23 protein-coding genes and 1 tRNA gene are annotated in these 22024 nt (G+C 27.3%); 15 read left to right on the top strand and 9 right to left on the bottom strand.

All coding sequences use genetic code 11. From position 1 onward, the window contains the following. The first annotated feature begins 34 nt into the window (after positions 1 to 34). The 3 genes from MHL31_RS01385 (at position 35) to MHL31_RS01375 (ending at position 3110) form a co-directional block, all read left to right on the top strand. A complete protein-coding gene (locus MHL31_RS01385) occupies positions 35 to 355 on the top strand; it encodes a YbaB/EbfC family nucleoid-associated protein (RefSeq protein ID WP_240227299.1) in 321 nt (106 codons plus the stop codon). 107 nt (positions 356 to 462) lie between these two features. Continuing rightward, on the top strand, positions 463 to 1569 hold the full coding sequence (locus MHL31_RS01380) for an FIST signal transduction protein (RefSeq protein WP_240227298.1): 1107 nt from the start codon (positions 463 to 465) through the stop codon (positions 1567 to 1569). A 20-nt stretch (positions 1570 to 1589) separates the two neighbouring features. After that, positions 1590 to 3110, top strand: coding sequence for a PAS domain-containing sensor histidine kinase (locus MHL31_RS01375; protein WP_240227297.1), 1521 nt, complete (start codon positions 1590 to 1592; stop codon positions 3108 to 3110). 2 nt (positions 3111 to 3112) lie between these two features. On the opposite strand, the gene MHL31_RS01370 is transcribed toward MHL31_RS01375, so the two are convergent. After that, the gene (locus MHL31_RS01370) at positions 3113 to 4537 is read right to left on the bottom strand and encodes an ATP-dependent RecD-like DNA helicase (protein ID WP_240227296.1); all 1425 of its coding nucleotides are present in this window, start codon (positions 4535 to 4537) and stop codon (positions 3113 to 3115) included. A 103-nt stretch (positions 4538 to 4640) separates the two neighbouring features. Here MHL31_RS01370 and MHL31_RS01365 point away from each other — a divergent pair, with 103 nt between their 5' ends. The 3 genes from MHL31_RS01365 to rsmD are packed head-to-tail and all read left to right on the top strand — an operon-like array spanning position 4641 to position 6737. After that, a complete protein-coding gene (locus tag MHL31_RS01365) occupies positions 4641 to 5372 on the top strand; it encodes a hypothetical protein (protein ID WP_240227295.1) in 732 nt (243 codons plus the stop codon). Then, positions 5341 to 6183, top strand: coding sequence for a DUF3822 family protein (locus tag MHL31_RS01360; RefSeq protein WP_240227294.1), 843 nt, complete (start codon positions 5341 to 5343; stop codon positions 6181 to 6183). The genes MHL31_RS01365 and MHL31_RS01360 overlap by 32 nt, the downstream gene beginning before the upstream one ends. Next, positions 6183 to 6737, top strand: coding sequence for a 16S rRNA (guanine(966)-N(2))-methyltransferase RsmD (rsmD, locus tag MHL31_RS01355; RefSeq protein ID WP_240227293.1), 555 nt, complete (start codon positions 6183 to 6185; stop codon positions 6735 to 6737). Before MHL31_RS01360 ends, rsmD begins: the two co-directional genes overlap by 1 nt. Before the next feature lie 111 nt (positions 6738 to 6848). Here rsmD and MHL31_RS01350 read toward each other — a convergent pair whose 3' ends face one another. The 5 genes from MHL31_RS01350 to MHL31_RS01330 form a co-directional block, all read right to left on the bottom strand. After that, positions 6849 to 7802, bottom strand: a complete 954-nt coding sequence (locus tag MHL31_RS01350; RefSeq protein ID WP_240228930.1) for a MoxR family ATPase — start codon at positions 7800 to 7802, stop codon at positions 6849 to 6851. Between the two features lies 1 nt (position 7803). Next, positions 7804 to 9186, bottom strand: coding sequence for a peptidylprolyl isomerase (locus MHL31_RS01345; protein ID WP_240227292.1), 1383 nt, complete (start codon positions 9184 to 9186; stop codon positions 7804 to 7806). A 1-nt stretch (position 9187) separates the two neighbouring features. Next, the gene (locus MHL31_RS01340; protein WP_240227291.1) at positions 9188 to 10036 is read right to left on the bottom strand and encodes a peptidyl-prolyl cis-trans isomerase; all 849 of its coding nucleotides are present in this window, start codon (positions 10034 to 10036) and stop codon (positions 9188 to 9190) included. Beyond that, positions 10033 to 11646: a peptidylprolyl isomerase gene (locus MHL31_RS01335; protein WP_240227290.1), complete on the bottom strand. Its 1614-nt coding sequence runs from the start codon at positions 11644 to 11646 to the stop codon at positions 10033 to 10035. The genes MHL31_RS01340 and MHL31_RS01335 overlap by 4 nt, the downstream gene beginning before the upstream one ends. Before the next feature lie 93 nt (positions 11647 to 11739). Continuing rightward, the gene (locus tag MHL31_RS01330; RefSeq protein ID WP_240227289.1) at positions 11740 to 12021 is read right to left on the bottom strand and encodes a DUF493 family protein; all 282 of its coding nucleotides are present in this window, start codon (positions 12019 to 12021) and stop codon (positions 11740 to 11742) included. A 121-nt stretch (positions 12022 to 12142) separates the two neighbouring features. On the opposite strand from MHL31_RS01330, the gene MHL31_RS01325 reads away from it, so the two are divergent. The 5 genes from MHL31_RS01325 (at position 12143) to MHL31_RS01305 (ending at position 16634) form a co-directional block, all read left to right on the top strand. Then, positions 12143 to 12679: an AAA family ATPase gene (locus tag MHL31_RS01325; RefSeq protein ID WP_240227288.1), complete on the top strand. Its 537-nt coding sequence runs from the start codon at positions 12143 to 12145 to the stop codon at positions 12677 to 12679. Beyond that, positions 12676 to 14571 carry an ATP-dependent DNA helicase RecQ gene (locus MHL31_RS01320; RefSeq protein ID WP_240227287.1) on the top strand — a complete coding sequence of 632 codons (1896 nt, stop codon included), beginning with the start codon at positions 12676 to 12678 and terminating at the stop codon, positions 14569 to 14571. Before MHL31_RS01325 ends, MHL31_RS01320 begins: the two co-directional genes overlap by 4 nt. Continuing rightward, positions 14571 to 15515 carry a methionyl-tRNA formyltransferase gene (gene fmt / locus MHL31_RS01315; protein ID WP_240227286.1) on the top strand — a complete coding sequence of 315 codons (945 nt, stop codon included), beginning with the start codon at positions 14571 to 14573 and terminating at the stop codon, positions 15513 to 15515. The genes MHL31_RS01320 and fmt overlap by 1 nt, the downstream gene beginning before the upstream one ends. A gap of 187 nt (positions 15516 to 15702) precedes the next feature. Beyond that, entirely contained in the window at positions 15703 to 15975 is a 273-nt protein-coding gene (locus MHL31_RS01310; protein WP_240227285.1) for an HU family DNA-binding protein, read from the top strand. 101 nt (positions 15976 to 16076) lie between these two features. Beyond that, entirely contained in the window at positions 16077 to 16634 is a 558-nt protein-coding gene (locus tag MHL31_RS01305; protein WP_240227284.1) for a YqgE/AlgH family protein, read from the top strand. Here the strand turns inward: MHL31_RS01305 and MHL31_RS01300 are convergent. Together MHL31_RS01300 and MHL31_RS01295 are read right to left on the bottom strand one after the other, a co-directional pair. Then, complete coding sequence (locus MHL31_RS01300; RefSeq protein ID WP_240227283.1) at positions 16626 to 17444, bottom strand: aminotransferase class IV; 819 nt, start codon at positions 17442 to 17444, stop codon at positions 16626 to 16628. The two genes, MHL31_RS01305 and MHL31_RS01300, sit on opposite strands and share 9 nt — an antisense overlap. Positions 17445 to 17526: 82 nt before the next feature. After that, the gene (locus MHL31_RS01295; RefSeq protein ID WP_240227282.1) at positions 17527 to 17910 is read right to left on the bottom strand and encodes an START-like domain-containing protein; all 384 of its coding nucleotides are present in this window, start codon (positions 17908 to 17910) and stop codon (positions 17527 to 17529) included. Positions 17911 to 18037: 127 nt separating this feature from the next. On the opposite strand from MHL31_RS01295, the gene MHL31_RS01290 reads away from it, so the two are divergent. The 4 genes from MHL31_RS01290 to MHL31_RS01275 all read left to right on the top strand — a co-directional run bounded on the left by MHL31_RS01290 (position 18038) and on the right by MHL31_RS01275 (position 20576). Next, positions 18038 to 18111: transfer RNA gene (locus tag MHL31_RS01290), tRNA-Met, on the top strand. A gap of 123 nt (positions 18112 to 18234) precedes the next feature. Then, positions 18235 to 19455 carry a site-specific integrase gene (locus MHL31_RS01285; protein ID WP_240227281.1) on the top strand — a complete coding sequence of 407 codons (1221 nt, stop codon included), beginning with the start codon at positions 18235 to 18237 and terminating at the stop codon, positions 19453 to 19455. Positions 19456 to 19462: 7 nt separating this feature from the next. Beyond that, positions 19463 to 20236 carry a hypothetical protein gene (locus MHL31_RS01280; RefSeq protein WP_240227280.1) on the top strand — a complete coding sequence of 258 codons (774 nt, stop codon included), beginning with the start codon at positions 19463 to 19465 and terminating at the stop codon, positions 20234 to 20236. 184 nt (positions 20237 to 20420) lie between these two features. Further along, positions 20421 to 20576, top strand: coding sequence for a hypothetical protein (locus MHL31_RS01275; protein ID WP_240227279.1), 156 nt, complete (start codon positions 20421 to 20423; stop codon positions 20574 to 20576). 373 nt (positions 20577 to 20949) lie between these two features. Here the strand turns inward: MHL31_RS01275 and MHL31_RS16315 are convergent, their stop codons facing one another. After that, positions 20950 to 21801, bottom strand: coding sequence for a DUF805 domain-containing protein (locus MHL31_RS16315; protein WP_371824130.1), 852 nt, complete (start codon positions 21799 to 21801; stop codon positions 20950 to 20952). Positions 21802 to 22024 lie beyond the last annotated feature (223 nt).

Raw genomic sequence — 22024 nt, 5'->3', positions numbered from 1 at the left:
ATTTGCGCTTGTAACTTGTTAAAATTGAAATAAAATGTTTGGAGACTTATCTGGGATGATGGAAAAATTAAAAGTGACTCAAGAAAAAATTGAAGCCACTAAAGCTAGATTAAATACAGTTTATATTGATGAAGAAGCTGCTAGTGGTAAAGTAAAAGTTACTGTTACAGCAAATAAATTGGTGAAAAATATATCTATTTCTGAAGAGTTAACCGATAAGGAAGAAATTGAAGATTATTTAGTATTAGCCTTAAATAAAGCTTTAGAAAAAGCACAAACAATTAGTGATACAGAACTTGCTGTTGCTGCCAAAGATGGAATGCCTAATATTCCTGGAATGGATATGTTTAAATAAAATTTTATTTAACAGATTTATTTTTTTAAATTAGAGTTTTTTACGCTAAAACAACAAGAGTTAGCGTATTCTAATGCTTTATGCTACACTAATATTAATATACAGTTATGAATGATATATATTTCCCCTCTAAGAATATTACGTCATTAAAACATTATTTAATCAAGCTTGATAATGATGAAAATGTAAAATCTGTATTATTTTTTATGGCAGATAAAGAGCATTTTAGTGAACAAGAACTCACCCCTGTTCTTAAAAATATTAAAAAACCAATTATTGGTGGTATATTCCCTGAACTGATTTTTAAAAGCACAAGAAAAATAACTGGAGTTTTATTAATTCCCTTAGAATTTGAGTTAAACACGCAAGTTATCGATTTAGTTACTCCAACTGAAACTATTATAAATCAATTAGAAATAACTCAAAAAAATTCTATAGCGCCTTCAAGTTCTTTATTTGTATTTTATGATGCTTTTAGTGAAAATAAAAGTTCTTTTATTGAGGTTTTATTTAATTTTTTTGGAATAAACCCAATTTACATTGGAGGCGGAGCTGGCTCATTAGATTTTAATTCATTTCCTTGTATTATAACAAATAGCGGTTTTCATCAAAATAAAGCTATAATTGGTTGGACAAATATTAAAATAGCCATTGGAGCTGCACACGGTTGGGAATCTATTTCATTTCCTTTAAAGGTTACCAAAACGGATAAAAATGAAATTATTGATATAAATTGGAAGCCTGCTTTTGAAATATATAAAGAGATTGTTGAACTGCATTCAAAAAAAACATTTAAAGCTAATAATTTTTTCACTATTGCTAAATCATATCCTTTAGGAATCTCAAAAATTGATGCTGAAAAAGTTGTTAGAGATCCCTATAAAACTGTTAGTAATAAACTTTTTTTAGTTGATAAAATTCAAGAAGGTGAATATATTGAAATAATGAATGGTGATAGAAAAACAATGCTTGAAAGCGCCAAAAATGCAACTGATAAAGCTTTTTCAATAAGTAACAAAAAAGAAATAAATACAATTTTTTGTATAGATTGTATTACTAGAGCTTTATATTTAGATGAAGATTTTAAAATGGAACTTGATACTATTGGACAAAAAGCAAAAATTTCTGGAATATTAAGTATTGGAGAAATTGCTAATACTGGTGAATCTGTTTTAGAAATTTATAATAAAACAATTGCTGTTGCTATATGGTAAAAAACGTCTTAAAATCGGAAATGCTACTAGAACTTGTTTTAAGTTCTTTAAACGAAAGTAATGAGTCTACAATTTTAAACAAAAGTATCCCTCTATACCTTCGAAAATTAAATTGTTTTTCAGCAGGAGTTCTAAAGAAACAAGATTTACATTTTAAAGAAATCTTGATTATCCCTTATGTTTATAAAAACTCTAAAGATTGGGAATATGTTAAGTCTTATTTTTCAAATAAACAAAAGTCTAATTACGAACCTTGTTTGCAATTAGAACATAATAACGCTGTTTATTATGCATATAATTTAACAAATTATGGAATTTTAATTTTAGGAAGAAAAAAACCTTTTAGCATTAATCTTATAAACGAATTAAATCCCATTGTAAATAATTTAGGTATAAAACTAACACAAGCATACGAACATAAACAACAACAAATAGTAGAAAAATCGTTAATAGAAAGTGAGCAATGCCTTCGTACTTTATTAAAAACAACTGCGGCTAGTATTCTTATTTTTCATAACAAACGCATTATTTATGCCAATAATTCTGCCGAACAATTTACTGGTTATGATTTTATGGAACTTGTTAACTTAGATATTTCTAACTTATTACATCCAGATTTTAAATTGTTTTATGAAAATATAAATACATCTGAACTAAAAGAAGATAAAACACTAAGTTCTGAAGTTAAAATATTAAAAAAAAACCATACTGAAAAATGGGTAAACGTTAATATTAATCAGATAAAATGGTTAGGATTAGATGCAATTATAATTTCTGCATTTGACATTACACAGCTAAAACAAACAGAACAAGACTTAATAAATGCAAAAGAAGAAGCCGAAAAAAGTGAACGTTTAAAAACAGCATTCCTTGCAAATATTAGTCACGAAATTAGAACTCCAATGAGTGGTATTCTTGGTTTTACGGAATTACTAAAAACACCACATCTTACAAACGAAAAAAAAGAGAAATATATTAGTATTATTGAAAAAAGCGGAGATCGTATGCTTAATTTAATAAATAATATTATTGATATTTCTAAAATCGAAGCTCGTTTAATGTCTATAAAATATTCTGAAGTAGACGTTAATGAACAATTAAACAATCTTTTTAACTTTTTTAATCTCGAAGCTACTAATAAGGGGCTTAAATTTAAACTCAATAAAACTTTAGCTAATTCACCAGTTATAATTAAAACCGATTATGAAAAATTTTATGCTGTTCTAACCAATTTAATAAAGAATTCAATAAAATACACCGATACAGGATCGATAGAAGTTGGTTACACCATAAAAAAAGAAACTAATTTTATTGAGTTTTACATTAAAGATACAGGAATTGGTGTTCCTTTAAGTAGACAAAAAGCAATTTTCGAACGCTTTATACAAGCAGATATTGATGATATAAATGCAACTCAAGGTGCTGGTTTAGGGCTCTCTATAAGCAAAGCTTTTATAGAAATGTTAGGAGGTAAAATTTGGATTAAAAGCACTAAAAATGAAGGTTCTACATTTTATTTCACACTTCCGTTTAACACCTAAAATTATTCAATAAAAAAAGCATCTTCAAAGCCAATTAAATAAACTTTTTCTTGCGCTCTAGTTACAGCTGTATATAACCATCTTAAATACTCAACACTTTGTCCATCTGGCAAATAAGGCTGTTCAATAAAAACATTTTTCCATTGCCCACCTTGAGATTTATGACACGTTACTGCGTAAGAAAACTTTACTTGTAAAGCATTAAAATACTTGCTCTTTTTTATAGCTAATAACTGTTTGTATTTTGTTTCATGAGCAAAATCTTTACCTACTTCGTGGTACAATCTATTGGAATCTTCGTACGATAGAGAAGGTGTCTCAGAAGTTAAAGTATCTAAAAGCAATACAGTTTCAAACGGTTTCTGATTTGGATAATCAATCATTCTTACTTTTACTTCAGCAAATCTAAATCCATATAAATCTTTAATATTAAATATTTGAAGAACTTCACAAATATCTCCATTTGCAATAAAACCGGCTTCACTAGATTCTTTTAACCAGAAATAATTATTTTTAACAACCATAACAAAATCACCTGTAGAAATCTCGTTTTCTTGTCCTCTAATTTTACTTCTAATTTGTTGATTGTATTGGTTAGCACGCTTATTTGAACGCACAATAAATGCAGTATCTTCTACACCAATATTATCGTAAGCACTGTGTATCGCATCTTCAATATCGTAACCATCAATTAACCGAATCAAATCTGGGAACCCTAATTTAAATTGAAATGTTTCGTAAGCATTATTTGCAATAATTACACGTAATTCTGTTGCGTTAATTAAAATTCCAGAATCAACATGCTGACGCATTACTTCATTTAATTCAATTTCATTAACTTCTTTATCATAGTTAAGCGCTAACTTTTGTGCGTCTAGAGCAGGACTTATATCTAATTTAACAGGTGGTAACTGTGCAGTATCTCCAATAAAAATAATTTTACATTGCACGCCCGAATAAACATACGATATTAAATCATCTAATAAAGAGCCTTTTTCAAAAAGTTTACCATTAGTTGGACTATCAGGAATCATTGAAGCTTCATCAATAATAAAAATAGTATTTGTGTGTTTATTAGTTTGCAGAGTAAAATCTACACCACCTCCTTTATTTTTTTTTGGAAAATAAATTTTTTTATGAATTGTAAAAGCTTGTCGTTTCGAGTAACCAGAAATAACTTTTGCAGCCCTACCGGTTGGTGCTAACAAAACAGCTTTTTTTCCGATTTCCCATAAATTATTGACAACTGTACTAATTGTAGTTGTTTTTCCTGTACCTGCATAACCTTTAATAAGAAATAAAGATTGCTTATTAGTATCAAAAACAAAATTAGATAAATCTTCTAATAATATATTTTGCGAATTGGTAGGTTCAAAAGGGAACTTTTCAACTAATTTTTGGTAAAATTTAACTGGTGTTTTAATCATATTGATAATAAATTTCAAATATACAAATTGATTTTACCAAAAAGTTTTTCTCATTAAAAAAAATTTGTAGATTTGCGTACACACATTAAAAAAGAAAATTCAAATGACAACAATTTTGATTATCCTAGCGGGTATTTTGGTTACAGGGCTTTTAGCATATGCTATAGTTAATTTTATTCCTAGAAAATTACATTGGATAATTTCTATAATACTAATTGCTCTTGCAGCATTTTTAGTATATAAAATTAACTTTGAAATTAGAAAGCCTATTAAATTTAACAAGGAGAAAAAAGAAAAGTATGCTAAAGTTATTAGTAAGCTAAAAATTATACGTGATGCAGAAGTTGCGCATAAAAAAGTAACTGGAACATATACTGCTAAAGGAGAAGATCTTATAAAATTTATTGATACTGCTAAGTTTGCTTTAACTCAAACTAGAAACGTACCTAAAACTATTAATCTTGGAGGTGGTATTACAAAAGAAATTGAAGAAAGAGTTGTTGATACCATTGGATACGAAGATGTAAAAACACAATTTGCTGGAACAGATTATAAAAATATGATGAAAATTCCAGATACTGATAAAAACTTTGAAATTGAAGTTGGAGTTATCGAAAAAATTGCAGGTTTAAAAGCTCCTGTATTTGAAGTAAAAGTAGATAAAGCCATTATTTTAGAGGGAATGGACATTAATTTAGTAAAACAAGAAAGAGAAGCAATTGGTGGTGAAGAAGTAAGAGGTGAATATATTAGAGTTGGTTCTTTAAGTGAAGTTAGTGAAGACGGTAACTGGCCTCCATTTTATGATAAAGGAGATAAGAAAATCGAAAAATAAATCTATAGATTTTAAAAATCTAGAAGAAAACCATTTATCCATCCAACTTAGTTTGGATGGATTTTCTTTTTGTGTATACAATAAACTAAATTCCTGTGTTGCTGTATTTCAAAGACATCAATTCATCAATACAAATCCAACACCTTTTGAACACTTAAATTTAGTTAAACGCTTATTTAACCAAGAAGAATTACTTCAAATTAAATATAATTCTGTTAGTGTTACGCATCACAATAACTTAATTACCCAAGTTCCACTACCCTTTTTTAATAAAAATAATTTAAAGCATTATTTACAAAATACTATAAAAGTATTAGATAATGATTATATTACTTTTGATGAAATTGATAATTCTGAAATAATAAATGTTTATATTCCTTTTGTTAATATTAATAATTTTTTAATTGATAAATACGGGTCATTTATTTTTAAACATTCATCAACTATTTTAATTGAAACACTTTTAAAAACCTATAAAAACTCTAATGAAGATTATTGTTTTGTAAACGTTTCTAATTTTAGTTTTGAAATTGTAGTTTTAAAAAATAAAAAATTAGAATTATACAATTTTCACACATTTAAAACAAAAGAAGATTTTATCTACTATATACTTTTTACTGCTGAACAATTAAATTTAAATCCAGAAGAATTTAAACTAATTCTTTTAGGAGATATAGAAAAAGAATCTGAATTATACACAATACTTTACCAATATATTAGAAATATAGATTTCTATAAATCAGAAAAACCAACAACTTTAATCGATGGTATTTCTGAGCACACTAACTTTACAGTACTAAATCAATTTTAATGCGAATAATTTCCGGAAAATTTAAAGGTAAACGGCTACAAGCACCTAAAAAATTACCAGTTAGACCAACAACTGATATGGCTAAAGAAGCCTTATTTAACATTCTAAACAACTTATTCTATTTTGACCAATTAGTTGTACTGGATTTATTTTCGGGTACTGGTAACATAAGCTATGAGTTTGCTTCAAGAGGAACAACAAATATTACAGCTGTAGATGTACATTTTGGCTGTATTAAATTTATAAATGAAACCTCTAAAATTTTGGAAGCTGATATACACACTATAAAAAGTGATGTTTATAAATATTTAGAAAAAACTTCATCTAAATTTGACGTTATTTTTGTTGATCCGCCTTATGAATTTGAATTAGAAAAATTTGAAAAAATTGTAAATCTAGTTTTCGATAATCAATTATTAAACAATGATGGATTATTAATTGTTGAACATTCAAAACACACCAAATTAGATACACATCCTAAAATTAGCTATCAAAAAAAATATGGTGGTAATATGTTTAGCTTCTTCGAAAATTCTGATGAGGCTAATATATAGTTAAGTAGTAAGCTTATTAGTACCTAATAAATACTAACTGAAAGCTAAACTATAACAACAATAAGCGCTTATAAAACGCTCAACTAAGAATTAAACCAATTAACTTTTTAGCTAAAATAAAGATTCAATAAGTTGTTTTTCTGAAATCCCTTCGGCTTCAGCTTTATAGTTTCTAACAACTCTGTGTCTTAAAATTGAAAAAGCAACAGCCTGAACATCTTCAATATCTGGAGAAAATTTTCCGTTTACTGCGGCATGCGCTTTTGCTCCCAATACTAAGTTTTGTGAAGCTCTTGGTCCTGCTCCCCAATCTATATAATTAGTTACCAATTCTGTAGCATTTTCTGAATTTGGTCTAGTTTTAGAAACCAATTTAACAGCGTATTCTATTACATTATCTGGAACTGGAATTCTTCTCACCAAATGTTGAAAATCTACAATTTCCTTAGAACTTAAAATAGAATTAACTTTTGGATTTTCATCATTAGTAGTTGCTTTAACAACTTCAACTTCTTCTTCAAAAGTAGGATAATCTAACTGAATAGAAAACATAAACCTATCTAATTGTGCTTCTGGTAACGGGTAAGTTCCTTCTTGCTCTATAGGGTTTTGTGTAGCTAATACAAAAAAGGGTTTTGCTAAAATATGATGATGACCAGCAACCGTAACAGAACGCTCTTGCATAGCCTCTAATAAAGCAGCTTGCGTTTTTGGAGGCGTTCTATTAATTTCATCTGCTAATATTATATTACTAAAAATAGGGCCTTTAATAAATTTAAAATGATTAGTTTCATCTAATATTTCACTACCTAAAATATCTGAAGGCATTAAATCTGGTGTAAATTGTATACGTTTAAAATCGAGACCTAATGTTTGAGCAATAGTATGTACAATTAATGTTTTTGCTAAACCAGGAACACCAATTAATAAAGAATGTCCTCCACTTAAGATAGATAATAAAATATGATCTATTGCTTCATCTTGACCTATAATTACCTTTGAAATTTCTTTTTTAAGGTCTTTATATTTTTGAACTAATTGTTTTAAAGTATCAACATCAGACATATTATTGTTTTTTCCAATTTTTATTAAAATCACACTTTTTAAAGTCTTCGTTAATTTTAATATAAGTGTCTTCTATTTTATCTTTTGCCCAATCTTCAATAGTTTCTTCTTCTTTTTTCTGTAAAGTTAACTCTTGAATTTTTTCGTAATCATCAATAAAATTAGCAACATGTGTTTCATTTTTACTTTTTAGCATAATAATTTTATGCATTTTAGATTCTCCTCTAACTTCATCATAAAAAGGAACCGTAATTTCACCAGGTTTTAAACTACTTACTTTACTGTATAAATTTGGATCCATACGTGTTAAATCGAAATGTGTATCGTTTGTTTGTGGATTTAAAATTAAACCTTGGTTATTTTTTGTTGTAATATCATCAGAGTATTTAGCTACAGCTTCTTCAAAAGTAATTTCACCACTTAAAATCTGCGATCTAATTTTAGTCAATTCATCCATTGAAGCATCTAATTCTTCTTGAGAAATTTCTGGCTGAATTAAAATATGACGCACATCGCGTTCTTGTCCTTTAATTTTTTCTACAAGAATAATATGAAAACCAAATCCAGATTCAAAAGGTTCAGAAATCTCACCTTCATCTAAACTAAAAGCAACTTCTTTAAACTCTTTAATAAAGTTAGATTCTCTTGTAATGCTATACAATCCTCCTGCTCCAGGTCCATTTCCTGAAACTGCTGGATCGTCGGAATTAATTATTGCTTTTAATCTAAAACTATATCCGTCTTCAACATCTTTTTTTATTTCATTTAACTTATCAATAACACGGTTGGTTTCTTCCTCCGAAGGTTTTAAAGTTTTTACTATTTGAGCCAACTCAATTTCAGCACTAAATTCTGGTAAATTACCTTCTTTTTCAAGGTTATTAAAATAATTTCTTACTTCTTCTGGAGTAACATCAATTTTTTCTGTAATGCTTTCTTTTTCTCTTTGAATTAAAAGTTGTTCATTTTGTATGGTATATAACTCTTCTCTTAAATCTTCTTCGTCAGTAAATCCATAGTATTCAACAACTGCTTCCATAGAACCTAATTGTTGTGCAAAATAAGAAATATTACGTTCAACTTGAGAATTTACTTCTGCTTCAGAAACCAAAACACTATCTACAACTGCATGATGTGCAAGTAATTTTTGTGTCATTATTTCTTCTAAAATTTCACAATCTGTAATGTTTAACTTTGCCCCTTCCATACGATTTTCTAATTCTTTTTTGAATTTATCTATATCAGAGTCTAAAACAATATTTTTACCAATTACAACTGCCACACCATCTACTTTAATTCTCTCTGAATTTGATGTTGTACTATCTTGCGCATGTATACCTGTAAAAATAAAAAGTAGTGCTATTAAAATTATGTTTGCTTTCATTTTAATATGTTTCAAATTGTTGTTTTTTTCTTGCATCATCTATTAATGTTTCTTCTATATTTCTTAATAATAATAATTTACGTTGATGTAAAATCATTTGCTTAATTGTTGGAGTTATATAGCTTGTTGGAGCAATATCATTTCTTTTTAATACATCTTTTACATGCACCAAATATAAGCTTAATGAATCTTCTTTTTCTATAAAATTATCTTTTTTTAATAATTGGTTTTTATCCTCACTTTTTAAAATTGGCACTTTAGAAACTAGATCGGTATATTTTACCCAAACCGAATCGTTTAAGTGGTGTGATTTTAAGGACATTTCTAAAGAATGAAGGCTGTCTAAATCGCTTTTTTTAGAAGATTTAAACAATTTTATTACCGATTCTTTATTATAAATATCTTTTCCAATTTTAATATACTTTAATTTTAATAACTCTTCGTTTAATTTAAAAGTCTGATTGTTTTTAGCATAAAAGTCTTGAATATCATTTTCTGTAATTACCGTATCTAAATACTGCTTAACTACGGCTTCTTTGTATGAATTTATAAATAAATCTTCTCTATAAGTTTTTACTAAAGCATCAAATTCTTCTGCTTTATTCTCTAAATTAAGTTGTGCTTTCGAAAGTAATAATTGTTGTTTAATCCAATTATTTATATAGTTATTTACCAATAAAATACTATCGTTTTTAGAAACACCTGAAGAAACTACATTTTTTAAATCCGTTTTATAAAGGTATGTATCATTTACTCGAGCTACAGCTTCACGCGTATCATCTTTTATTGTAAAATAATCACACGACAGTAACGTAAAAAACAAACATATATAAACGATTAATTGTTTCAACTTTTTTTCTGATTTAATTTAGTTAATCTCTTTTTTTCTGATTTATTAATTTTGACCTTATATTTTTTATGTAAATTTTTAATCCATAAATCTTCTAAGTAATTTTGATAATCACCTATTACAGATCCTTTTATAGATTCTAACTCTTTATTTGCGTATTTAGTATCTTTAAATTTTATAAAATAATTTGAAAGATTTGTACTATCTTTAGACTTTTCCCAAACGTTTTTCTCTAGCAAATCAAACAACAACAAACCGTCTTTAAACTCGTTGTAGGTAGATGCAAACTCTGCATTTGTAAACTCAATAGTTTCTTTATAATAATTAAGCACCTCTTGTTCTTTAAATTTTTCAAAAGCACTTAAAACAGTTTCGTTTAAATTTAATTTTAAAAATTTTGCAAATTCAACTTGTCTAATTTCCTTTTCATTTATTGTTAATAAAATAGTATTTACATTGGTTAAGTTTCGCCAATTTCTATCTTTAAATTGATTTAAAGCCAATGAATCTACTAAGATAGTATATTTTTTTTGCAAGCTATCAATTACTGATTTTCCAATTAAATTTGAACGTTCATCGCGCTCAATTTTACGTGTTAAATCATCTTTTATTTCATCAAAACTTTGAACAGGATATTTTTTTAATAGTTTAATAATATGCCAACCATATTCCGTTTTAAAAGGTTTTGAAATTTCTGAAGTGTGCTCTAATTCAAATGCGACTTTAGAAAAAGCCTCAACCATTTGTCCGTAGGTAAACTTACCCAACTTCCCTCCTTTTGACGCTGTTGCTCTATCGTCAGATAATTTTAAGGCTAATTCAGAAAAAGGTTCTTTATTATTTAAAAGCAACTTATAAATAGAATCAATTTTTGATTTAGCTGCATTGCTTTCATTATTTTTTACCATTATATGTGCAACTTCAACTTCACCAAGAGCAGGCCTTATTTGGTGAACTTGTAAAATATGAAATCCAAATTGAGTCCTAAAAGGTTTTGAAACTGAATTTACAGCTGTTGTATATGCTGCATTTTCAAATGGGTAAACCATTTGTAAAGCTGTAAAAAAACCCAAATTACCACCATTATGTTGTGCTGATGGATCATCTGAAAATTGTTTGGCAACCTCTGAAAAAGGAGTTCCATTTAAAATTAATTTACGTGCTTCAAGTAACTTTGTATAAGCTGTTAAAGTATCTTGTGGAGTTGCAGTTGGTTTTAAAGACACTAAAATATGACTCGCATTAATTTCTTTTTGAAGTCTTTTATAAGCTTCTTTAACTAATTTAGCGGTTACTTTTTTATCTTTTAAAAACGGTTGAACTAAACGTGCTTTATAATCTTTTAACTCATTAATATAACTTGATAAAGTATCTAATTTAAGCTCTTTAGCTTCTTTAACTTTTAATTTATAATTTATAAATAATTCTAAATAATCGTCAATGCTATTTAATGAATCTGCTATTAAACTTGTATTTTTATTGTAATTCTCTAAAAACTCTTGAGTATAAAAAGGAGTTGTATCAATAGAAAACAATACAGATTGTTTGTTTTGCGATACACCATTTAAACAGTATAAAACTGTAATAATTAATATATAATTAAACTTCATACAACTCTAATTTCCAGTTTTAAATTTATATCCTTTACTTCATTTAAAACGTTGCAATTTATTTTATATTTTTTAGTTATTTAGTTAACAAAATCACAAAGATATAATTCCTTCTATTTTTTCTGCTTCTTGATATTTTAAAATAATATGATCTGCTTTTTTCATTATAATATATATAGAAACACTTGTAAATTTACCTGTTTTCGAAGTTTTTTTAGTAATTACTGCTCCCTGATGATTAAATAAATCTTCGATTTGGTCAATTTTATCAGTTTCTGAAGGCACTATAAATTTAAAAAGATATTTAGTAGGAAAAGAAGTATCTTTCTTTAACTTTTTTTTAAGTTTTTTATAAAATTGTGTTCTGTTATCCATATAGTTATTTTTGATAAATAAAGCTTACAAATACAATACCAAGCCTAAAATGTTAATATATTACTGACAAAATTACATTAATATTTTTAGTATAATTTATCGAATACCTTATTTTTGTAAAATGCAGCAAAAAATTGTGATAACTGGAGGTCCTGGAACAGGTAAATCAACAGTAATAAATGAATTAACAGCTAGAAATTTTACGTGTATGCCCGAAATTTCAAGAGAAGTTACTCTAAATGCACGTAAAAATGGTATTGAACAATTATTTTTAACAAAACCATTACTTTTTAGCGAACTTTTATTAGAAGGGCGTATTAACCAATATATTGAAGCTGAGAAAAAAAACATAGAACTCGTTTTTTTTGATAGAGGTGTGCCAGATGTACACGCTTATATGAATTATATTAGTATCGATTATCCTAAAACCTATATAACCAAAAGCAATTTATACAGATACAATACTGTTTTTTTAATGCCTCCTTGGGAAGAAATTTATATTTCAGATGAAGAACGCTATGAAAATTTTGAACAAGCACTCGCTATTCATAACCATTTAGAGCGTACCTATAAAGCTTTAAATTACCCTATTATTGAAGTTCCAACAGGAACTGTAAAAGAAAGAACCGATTTTATTTTATCTTGCATAAATAAATGAGTTCACCTTTAGAAATATTAAAAACCTATTGGGGATATAATCAATTTAGACCACCACAAGAAGCTATAATAAATACTGTAATTAAAGGTGAAAATTGTATTGTTCTTTTACCAACAGGAAATGGTAAGTCTTTATGTTACCAAGTTCCAGCATTGGCTTTAGAAGGAGTTTGCATTGTTATTTCGCCCTTAATTGCATTGATAAAAGATCAGGTAGAAAGTTTAACCGAAAAAAACATTAAAGCCATTGCTTTAACTTCAAAACTCTCTCAAGAAGAAGTAATTGTAGCTTTTGACAATTTACAATTTGGAGGTTATAAATTTTTATATTTATCTCCCGAAAAATTACAATCGCCTTTTATTCAAGAAAAAATAAAACAACTAAAAGTCTCTTTTATTGCAATTGATGAAGCGCATTGTATATCTGAATGGGGACACGATTTTAGACCTTCGTACTTAAAAATCCCTGTTTTAAAAGAATTACAACCAACGGCAACATTTATTGCCCTAACTGCAACAGCAACACAAAGGGTATTTGAAGATATAACACAAAATTTAGAGATTGAAAATGCTACTATTTTTAAAAAATCTTTAAAACGAACTAATTTAACCTATAAGGTAATTTACACAGAAAATTACTATGCTAATTTAATTCAAATACTAAATTACATAAAAGAATCTGTTATAATTTATACCAATAATAGAAAACAAACTAAAGAAATTAACAAGTTTTTAGTGCAACAAAATTTTAAAAGCACGTATTACCATGGCGGATTGTCTGTTGACGAAAAAAATGCTGCTTACCAAACCTGGATAGAAGATAAAACTCCAATTATGGTTGCTACAAATGCTTTTGGTATGGGAATAGACAAACCAAATGTACGTGTTGTAATACATTTAAATATTCCAAATAGCTTAGAAAATTATATACAAGAAGCAGGAAGAGCTGGTAGAGATGGAAAAGAATCTTATTCATTAATATTAACTAATAAAGCTAATTTATACGATACTGATGCTCGGTTTAAAACCACTACACCAACTACACAATATATAAAAGAAATTTACTTTAATTTAAATCAATTTTATAAAGTTCCTCTTGGAGAACAGCCATTAGAATCTTTTAATTTTTCCATACAAGAATTTTGTGCTGTCTATAAATTAAATATTTTAAAAGCCTACAATGCAATAAAAACATTAGAAAGAGAAAATATTATCTTGTTAGATGAAAATTTTACTAAAAAATCTACATTAAAATTTACAATTAGTAACCAACAGCTATTTAATTATTTAGAAGAACATCCTTCAAAAAGCGATTTTATAAAATTACTTTTGAGAAGTTATGGTGGTATTTTTGAACATTATACAATAATAGATGAATTTAAATTATCGAAAAAATTACATATTTCAAAAGCAACTATTATTGCTTATTTAAAAGAGTTAAATACCCATGGAATTGTAAATTATAATTTTGAAAACTCTAATTCTAGATTAACTTTTTTAGTAATTCGAGAAGATAATTACACCATAAACAATATTTCAAAAAATATTGAAAAACAATATGCTTTAAAATACAACAAATTAAAAGCCACCATAGACTTTATTAAAAACTCAAAAACCTGTAGAAACATACAACTACTCTCCTATTTTGGTGAAACAATTACAGAACCTTGCGGCAAATGCGATGTTTGCAAATCTAAAAACGCACCAACAGAAACAACACATACGCTTTTAAATGAAATATTAAACCTACTGAAAACTAAAAATTTATCATCGCATGAGTTATCTACAATACTAAATTGCAATAAAAAACAACTTTTAAATTCTTTAAAAATCCTCTTAGAAAAAAATAAAATTGCCATAACTTCGCAAAATAAATTTAAACTAAACATTTAATGAGAGATATAAGAATTGTATTTATGGGAACACCTGAATTTGCTGTTGCAACTTTAGATGCCCTTGTAAAAGCTAAATTTAATGTAGTTGGAGTAATTACTGCACCCGACAAACCAGCAGGAAGAGGAAGAAAATTAAATGAATCTGCCGTAAAAAAATATGCATTAGAACATCAATTAAATATTTTACAACCTACAAATTTAAAAGATCAAGCTTTTATAACAGCGTTGCAAAGTTTAAATGCTAATTTACAAATTGTGGTTGCTTTTAGAATGCTACCAAAAGTAGTTTGGCAAATGCCTGAATTTGGTACATTTAATTTACACGCATCATTATTACCTAATTACCGTGGAGCAGCACCTATAAATTGGGCACTAATAAATGGAGAAACTAAAACAGGAGTTACAACTTTTTTTATAGATGAAAAAATTGATACAGGGAATATAATTTTACAAGAAGAAGTTAACATAGAACAAAATACCATTTTAGGTGAATTACACGACAAACTTATGACTGTTGGTAGTGATTTGGTTGTTAAAACTGTTCAACAAATAAAAAAAGGAACTGTTAACACAACAAAACAACCAGAGATTGAAGAAAAAGCTGCTCCAAAAATATTTACAGAAACTTGTAAAATAAATTGGAAAGACTCTTTATCCAATACCTACAACTTAATTAGAGGTTTAAACCCATATCCAGCAGCTTGGACTACCCTATATAATAATGAAGAAAAAATAAAAGTCAAAATTTTTGATGTAACACCAATCGAAGAAATACACACTTTAAAACCAGGTTTAATTAGTACAACCAAAAAAGAAATAAAAGTTGCAGTACCTAATGGTTTTTTAAAAATTGAAAGTTTACAATTAGCAGGGAAAAAAAAGATGGACAGTAAAAGTTTGTTAAACGGATACACTTTTCAAGAAAATTCAAGAATGGAATAACTCTTATTTTAAAGGGCTTAAGGCATATTTTTATTAAAAAAAATTGATGTTATTAACATTTATCATCATTTATTAACAAAATACTGATTTTTATCAGTAAAAACTTGCATAAACCCTTATTCCATATAACTTTGTTAAGCTTATTATAAGTAAAAAATGTTTAACCAATTAATTTAAAAATCAAATTATGAACAAATCAGATTTAATTGATGCAATGGCAGCTGATGCTGGCATCTCAAAAGCAGCAGCAAAAGCAGCATTAGAATCATTAACTGACAATGTAACAAACGCATTAAAAAAAGGTGATAAAGTTGCATTAGTAGGATGGGGAACTTGGTCTATCTCTAAAAGAGCAGCTAGAACTGGAAGAAATCCTCAAACAGGAAAATCTATTGAAATTGCAGCTAAAAATGTTGTAAAATTTAAAGCAGGTGCTGGATTCAGTGATGCTGTAAACTAATAAATAAGAACTATTCTTATTATAAATTAAACTCTTCATTTTTTGAAGAGTTTTTTTTTATTAACAAATTTTACTATATTTAATAAACATTAATATTAATTATGGTAGATAAAAATCCTACAAAAGGTAAATTATTAATTGCAGAACCTTCAATTCTTAATGATAAAGAATTTAATAGGTCGGTAATATATTTAACCGAGCATAGCCAAGATGGTTGTATTGGATTTATTATAAATAGACCTACTGAATTTGTTTTAAGCGACTTAATTCCAGAAATTGATTGTGATTTTACAGTTTATAGCGGTGGACCTGTTGATCAAGAAAACTTATATTTTATCCATAAAGTACCCGAATTAATACCTGACAGTATCCAAATTGATGCTGAATTTTATTGGGGAGGAAATTTTAATTCACTCACTAAACTTTTAAATGAAAAAATAATTGAATTTTCTGATATTCGCTTTTTCTTAGGTTATTCTGGTTGGTCTATAGAACAGCTGAACGAAGAAATAAATGAATCTACTTGGATAATAACTAAAAATAAATATCCTAATTTATTAACTATTAAAAGTGATGAAATTTGGAGAAATCAATTAATGGCTTTTGGTGGTGAATATCAAATTTGGGCAAATGCCCCTAAAAACCCTGCGTTAAATTAATTTTTTTAATTCTAGTATTAATCTTTCAGCAACTGTTGTTTTAAATGTAGCTTTCTTATAATTTGTTACAGGTTGTATTCCTACAATAGCATTTGTAATAAAAACCTCATCTGCCTTTTGAAGTTCAAATGGAGAAATCGCTTCTTCTTTTAAAGTAAATTCACTTGTTTTTGAAAGTATTTCAATAAGTTTTTTTCTCATTATTCCCTTTACACAACCTTCTTCAATAGGTGGAGTTTTAATAACAGTGCCTTTTACCGTAAAAATATTTCCATTTATTGCTTCAACTACAAACTTTTTTTCATTTAATAACACACAATTATCTAGATTGTTTTCTTTAGCAAAAATACTTGCCAAAACATTTGTAATTTTATTAGTAGTTTTAATTGTTGAAAGTAAACCCGAATACAAAAAGTAATCTTTAAATACATCTAATGTATAGGTTTCTTTTACTTCTACGTTTAAAGGAGACGATTCTATTAAATAACTACAAGTATTAATAACAGGAGCATAAGTTCCTCCATCGCTTCTATATACTGTAAATCGCACTCTTGCAGAATCTAAATTATTTGCTACTGTAGTGTTTATAATTTCTTTTTCAAAAAACTCCATTGTAAAATTCATAGGAATTTCAATTCTTAACATCCGCATAGAAGCCATTAATCTAAAATAATGATCTTCTAAAAAAATCACTTTAGAATTTATAACTTTAACAGTTTCAAAAAGTGCATCACCGTATTTAAAAGCTCTATTAGCAGCCCCAAATACTGTTATTTCGGATTCTAAAATTGAACCATTAAAATTTATCATATCAAAAAAATTATGAAACAAAATTACATAAAAAAAACCTTGTATTAACAAGGTCTTTTAAAAATTGTAATAAGCTTTGCTATTAAGCTCCTATAGTATATTTTAACTCATCTATTTGATTTTCCCAAAACATTTTAGACTCATCAATTTCGTCTTCTTCGGCAAAATCTGTCACAATTAAAGAAACATCTTTAGTTATTTCATCAACTTCAATTCTAAATTCAAAATAACTTTTATCGTCTTCTCCATCTAACCATTTAAATTTTATTTTTTCATCCGGTCGTTCTTGTAATACTTTAGCTTTTTCTTCTGATCCATCCCATATAAAAGTAAATATTTCACCACGTGAATTTACGTTATCTGCAAACCATTCTGAAAGTCCCGAAGGTGTCCCAAAATATTGATATAACATATTAGGTGAAGCGTGAATTGGGAATTCTATTTCAAATTTTATTTTTGTTGACATCTCGTATATTTAAAAGCACAATATATATAAATTATCCATTCTAAAAAAATTTAAATTATTAAAAAAAATAACTAAAAAAATTTGCTGCAACAAGTTTTTTATTTTTATATTTGCACCCTCAATAATTGGCGTGGTAGCTCAGTTGGTTAGAGCGTCGGATTCATAACCCGGAGGTCTGCAGTTCAATTCTGCATCACGCTACAAAGCAAAAATTGAAGAAACAAGCGGTTTAGATTGATCTAAACCGTTTTTTTTATGTTCAATTTAAATGAAATTCTTAACTTTGAGTGCCAAAATGAACACGTTTTGGAACACGATTTACAAATGAAAAAGAATTTTTCTATCCCCAAAATTTATACTGCCAAAGGTGATTTAAGTAAACGTTGGTATGTCTATTTTTCTTTTAGAAATCCTGAAACAGGAAAATTACAACGGATGAAAAATATCTATGGCAAATCAAACCTTTATAAAACCAAAGAGGATCGTCTTTCGGTTTTAACTGCTTACCGAAAAAAATTACTACAACTTTTAAAAGCTGGCTTTAATCCTTTTGAAGATAACACTGATTTATATTCAAAAAGAACCCAGAAGGAAGAAGTTCAACCTATAGTAATTGAATCTCCAGAAGCTATTGTAGAAGAAAACAAAATGACTTTAAGAGAAGCCTTTGATATTGGTTTAAAAATAAAAGAAAATTTAGTTAGTTCTAGAACTTTTAAAACTTACGGAAATCGGATTAAGAATTTAATAATATGGTTTGAAAAAAATCGTCCAACAATAAAATATATCGATCAGATAACAAAAATGGATTTAGCTCAGTTTTTAAATGAAGAACTATATCGAACTAGCGCAAGAACGAGAAACAATTATAGATTAGATTTAGGAAGTATATTTCAATCATTAGAAGATAATGATATTATTAAAGCAAACCTCATCAAAAAAATCCCAGTTTTAAAAACCATTCCAGAGCGAAATAAAAGTTATACATCTGAAGAGCAGGAAAAAATCTTTGACTATTTAGAAGATAATGACCCTATACTCCTACTCTTTATTAAATTTATTTCATTCAATTTATTAAGACCTATTGAAGTTTGTAGGTTAACCATTGGAGATTTAGACTTAAAAAATAGAACAGTACGATTTAAAGCAAAAAATAGCCCCTTAAAAACAAAATTAATACCTGAACTATTATTAAAGGATTTGCCTGATCTTTCAAAGTTGGATGCTAACTTACTATTATTTACACCTGATAAAATTGGAGGTGAATGGTCGGCCGAAGTTAACAATAGAAGAGATTACTTTAGTAAACGATTTAAAAGAGTAGTGAAAAATCACTTTAATTTAGGAATTGATTATGGAATGTACAGTTTTAGACATACTTATATTACAAAATTATTTAGAGAGCTTGTTAAAAATTCTTCACCAACCGAAGCTGAAGGTAAACTAATGTTAATAACAGGGCATGCTTCTATCACTGCATTGCGGAAATATTTAAGAGATATTGATGCGGAGTTACCAGAAGATTATTCAGACTTGATTAAATAGTATTTTTATGAACAAACCTACTTTAGATACATTTTATGACGAGCTGGTAAAAACTCTTTTCCAGGATGTAATATTCTATATACCTAGTGAAATTATCCCTACTAATGTTCTGAATAATCTTGAAAGTCAAATTCCAAAACATTTTTTAGATGAAATTTCTTTATTAGATGTCTATCATGGTTTTGGAGAATTTGATTTAATAGAATATAATGAACGACTTATAAAAAAACCAAAGTTATTTGAGGACGCTATCTTTTACTTATTAGGGAAACAGAAAGAACTTGATACTCCTAAATTTAACTATATACTCAATAAGTATATGGATAAGGTGGAGTTTTATTGTGCTATTGTAAATTGGCTAAGTATAAATTTAAAAACCTTTAATAGTAATTTAGATTTTGGAACTATTGGAATGTTTGAAATTCAAAATGAAATTTACAAAACACACTTTATAGAATTGATAAATTGTTTTTACACTGAAAAACAATTTTCGTTTAAAAAGTACTATGATCTTTCTGAAATCATTAAGATTTATATTCCAGACCTTATATCAAGAATAGATCAATATAATTTAGAAGTTCCAATAGAAGCTACTATTAAAGTTCCAAAACAAGATGAAAAGGCAGAAAAAGATACGATTAAAACTGAAAAGTCACAAGACAAACCAAAAAAGAGAATAAAGAAAGAACCGCTTATTTCTGAAAAGGAAGCTGAAGACTTTTTACTCACTAATGTGTTTAACATAAAATTGAATAATCATGGCAAAGAAACAAAAGATTAAAATGAAGATCCATCCATAAATTTTCGATTAAGCCCTGAAATGAAAAAATGGGTAATTAATGAAGTAATTTCATAAATCAATAAAGTTTCTACAACTTATTACTTTTGTGTTTAGTGAAAGAAAAAACAGTAAATGTGAATCAACTATCCAACAACTAGAACAGTATATTAAAACAATCAAACAAATGGACAATGAGGATTTACCACAAGAGATAATTTCAGGATTTGATATTGTATTAGTAGAATTAATTAAGGTTAAAAATAATGATCTAACTAATATTAGTTTTAAATTTTGTGGAGATACTTTTCATATCCCCGATTTTAAATATGATTTATTATAGGATTACCTTTTAAATAAAGTGGAACCAATGGAGAATTACAATGTATAAAATTCACATATTTATTTGTGATATTTTACGTGATTATTTTGTAATAAAAAAATATCACAATTGCAACAACCAATTGCAACAACCAATTGCAACAACCAATTGCAACAACCAGTTGCAACCAGAAAATAATTTAGTAAAAGCCTTAATATAATTAGGTTTTTAGAAGGTACCAACCTGATTTGAACTGTTGTAACAGATATAAAACTGTGATAATAATTAAATACCACAAACAATTCGTTAAAAACAAAAAGGATCTATTAAAAAATAAATCCCTTTTCAATTGGTTCTTGATTTATTAAATACTCAGGTTTAAATTAATCTATTATTAATCATTGTTTACACCTATATCATCAGCAGTCCCTAAAATTTCATCTTTTCCTTTTGATATTAAAATATAATTCACTCCATTATCAATTAATTTATAATGATATTCATTTCCCCAAAAATCAATATCAATTTTCTTTCTCAGTGGATTATTTCCAATAATTTCTTTTAATTCTTGTGGATAAAAACCTAATTCTTTTTTTCTTATTTCAAGAATTCTTATGATTTCAGCAATCTCCTTTTTAGCTCTACTTTTAGTCAAAGATTCCCTAATAAAAAATAAAAATATAATAGAAACTAAAATAAAACCAATTATACTGATAATAATATTAAACAACATCGATTTTTCTTGCTTCTCTTCAATTCTTACATCACTAACCCTCTCCGAAGTTTCTTCATCTTCATTATCAAATTTGGATTCTTTTATATTTAAATTTTTCTCATTTTTTAAATCAGTGGTAGATTTTGTATTAAAATCGTCCTCTCGAACAAGGTTTTTTGGATTCTGACCATATTCATTAGAATTAGAGTCTCCATCAGTTAAAAATAGAACCAAAAGCCAGATAGACCCTATTATTGGAATTAAAGATATTAATAACATCCATCCACTTTTGCCAACATCGTGTAACCTTCTAACTGATACAGAAATACTTGGGATAAATATCATTAATGAATAAAAGATATACAGTGGCGGAAAACTAATAATTTCAACAGTTTCAATTAAAACCCAATCAATAATTAAGAATAAGGCTCCAAATATAAAATTAAATAGTCCAAACATCCAATATTCCATTCTTCTTGATCTACCTGTGAAATCAAAATAACGATTAAGAGCTTTTAAATACCAATTCATCTATTTTATTTTTTTAAGTTTAAATCTAATCCTACTTATAAAATTTTATCAAAAATTCCTGACTCATTTTTTTACATTTAGGGCATTTATATGTTCCACTAGTTTATTCAAGTTCTCCAATATTCCCCTCTGCAGACCGGCTAATAATATTTCGATCACCAACATCTCCTATAACAATTTGGACAAGTAAGGCTTAAACTCGACCCAATACCCTTAAGATTAA

It is taken from the genome of Lutibacter sp. A80 (assembly GCF_022429645.1).
Classification (GTDB): Bacteria; Bacteroidota; Bacteroidia; order Flavobacteriales; family Flavobacteriaceae; genus Lutibacter.
The sequence above is the reverse complement of the archived record's forward strand: the minus strand, read 5'-3'. Positions and strand labels throughout refer to the sequence as shown.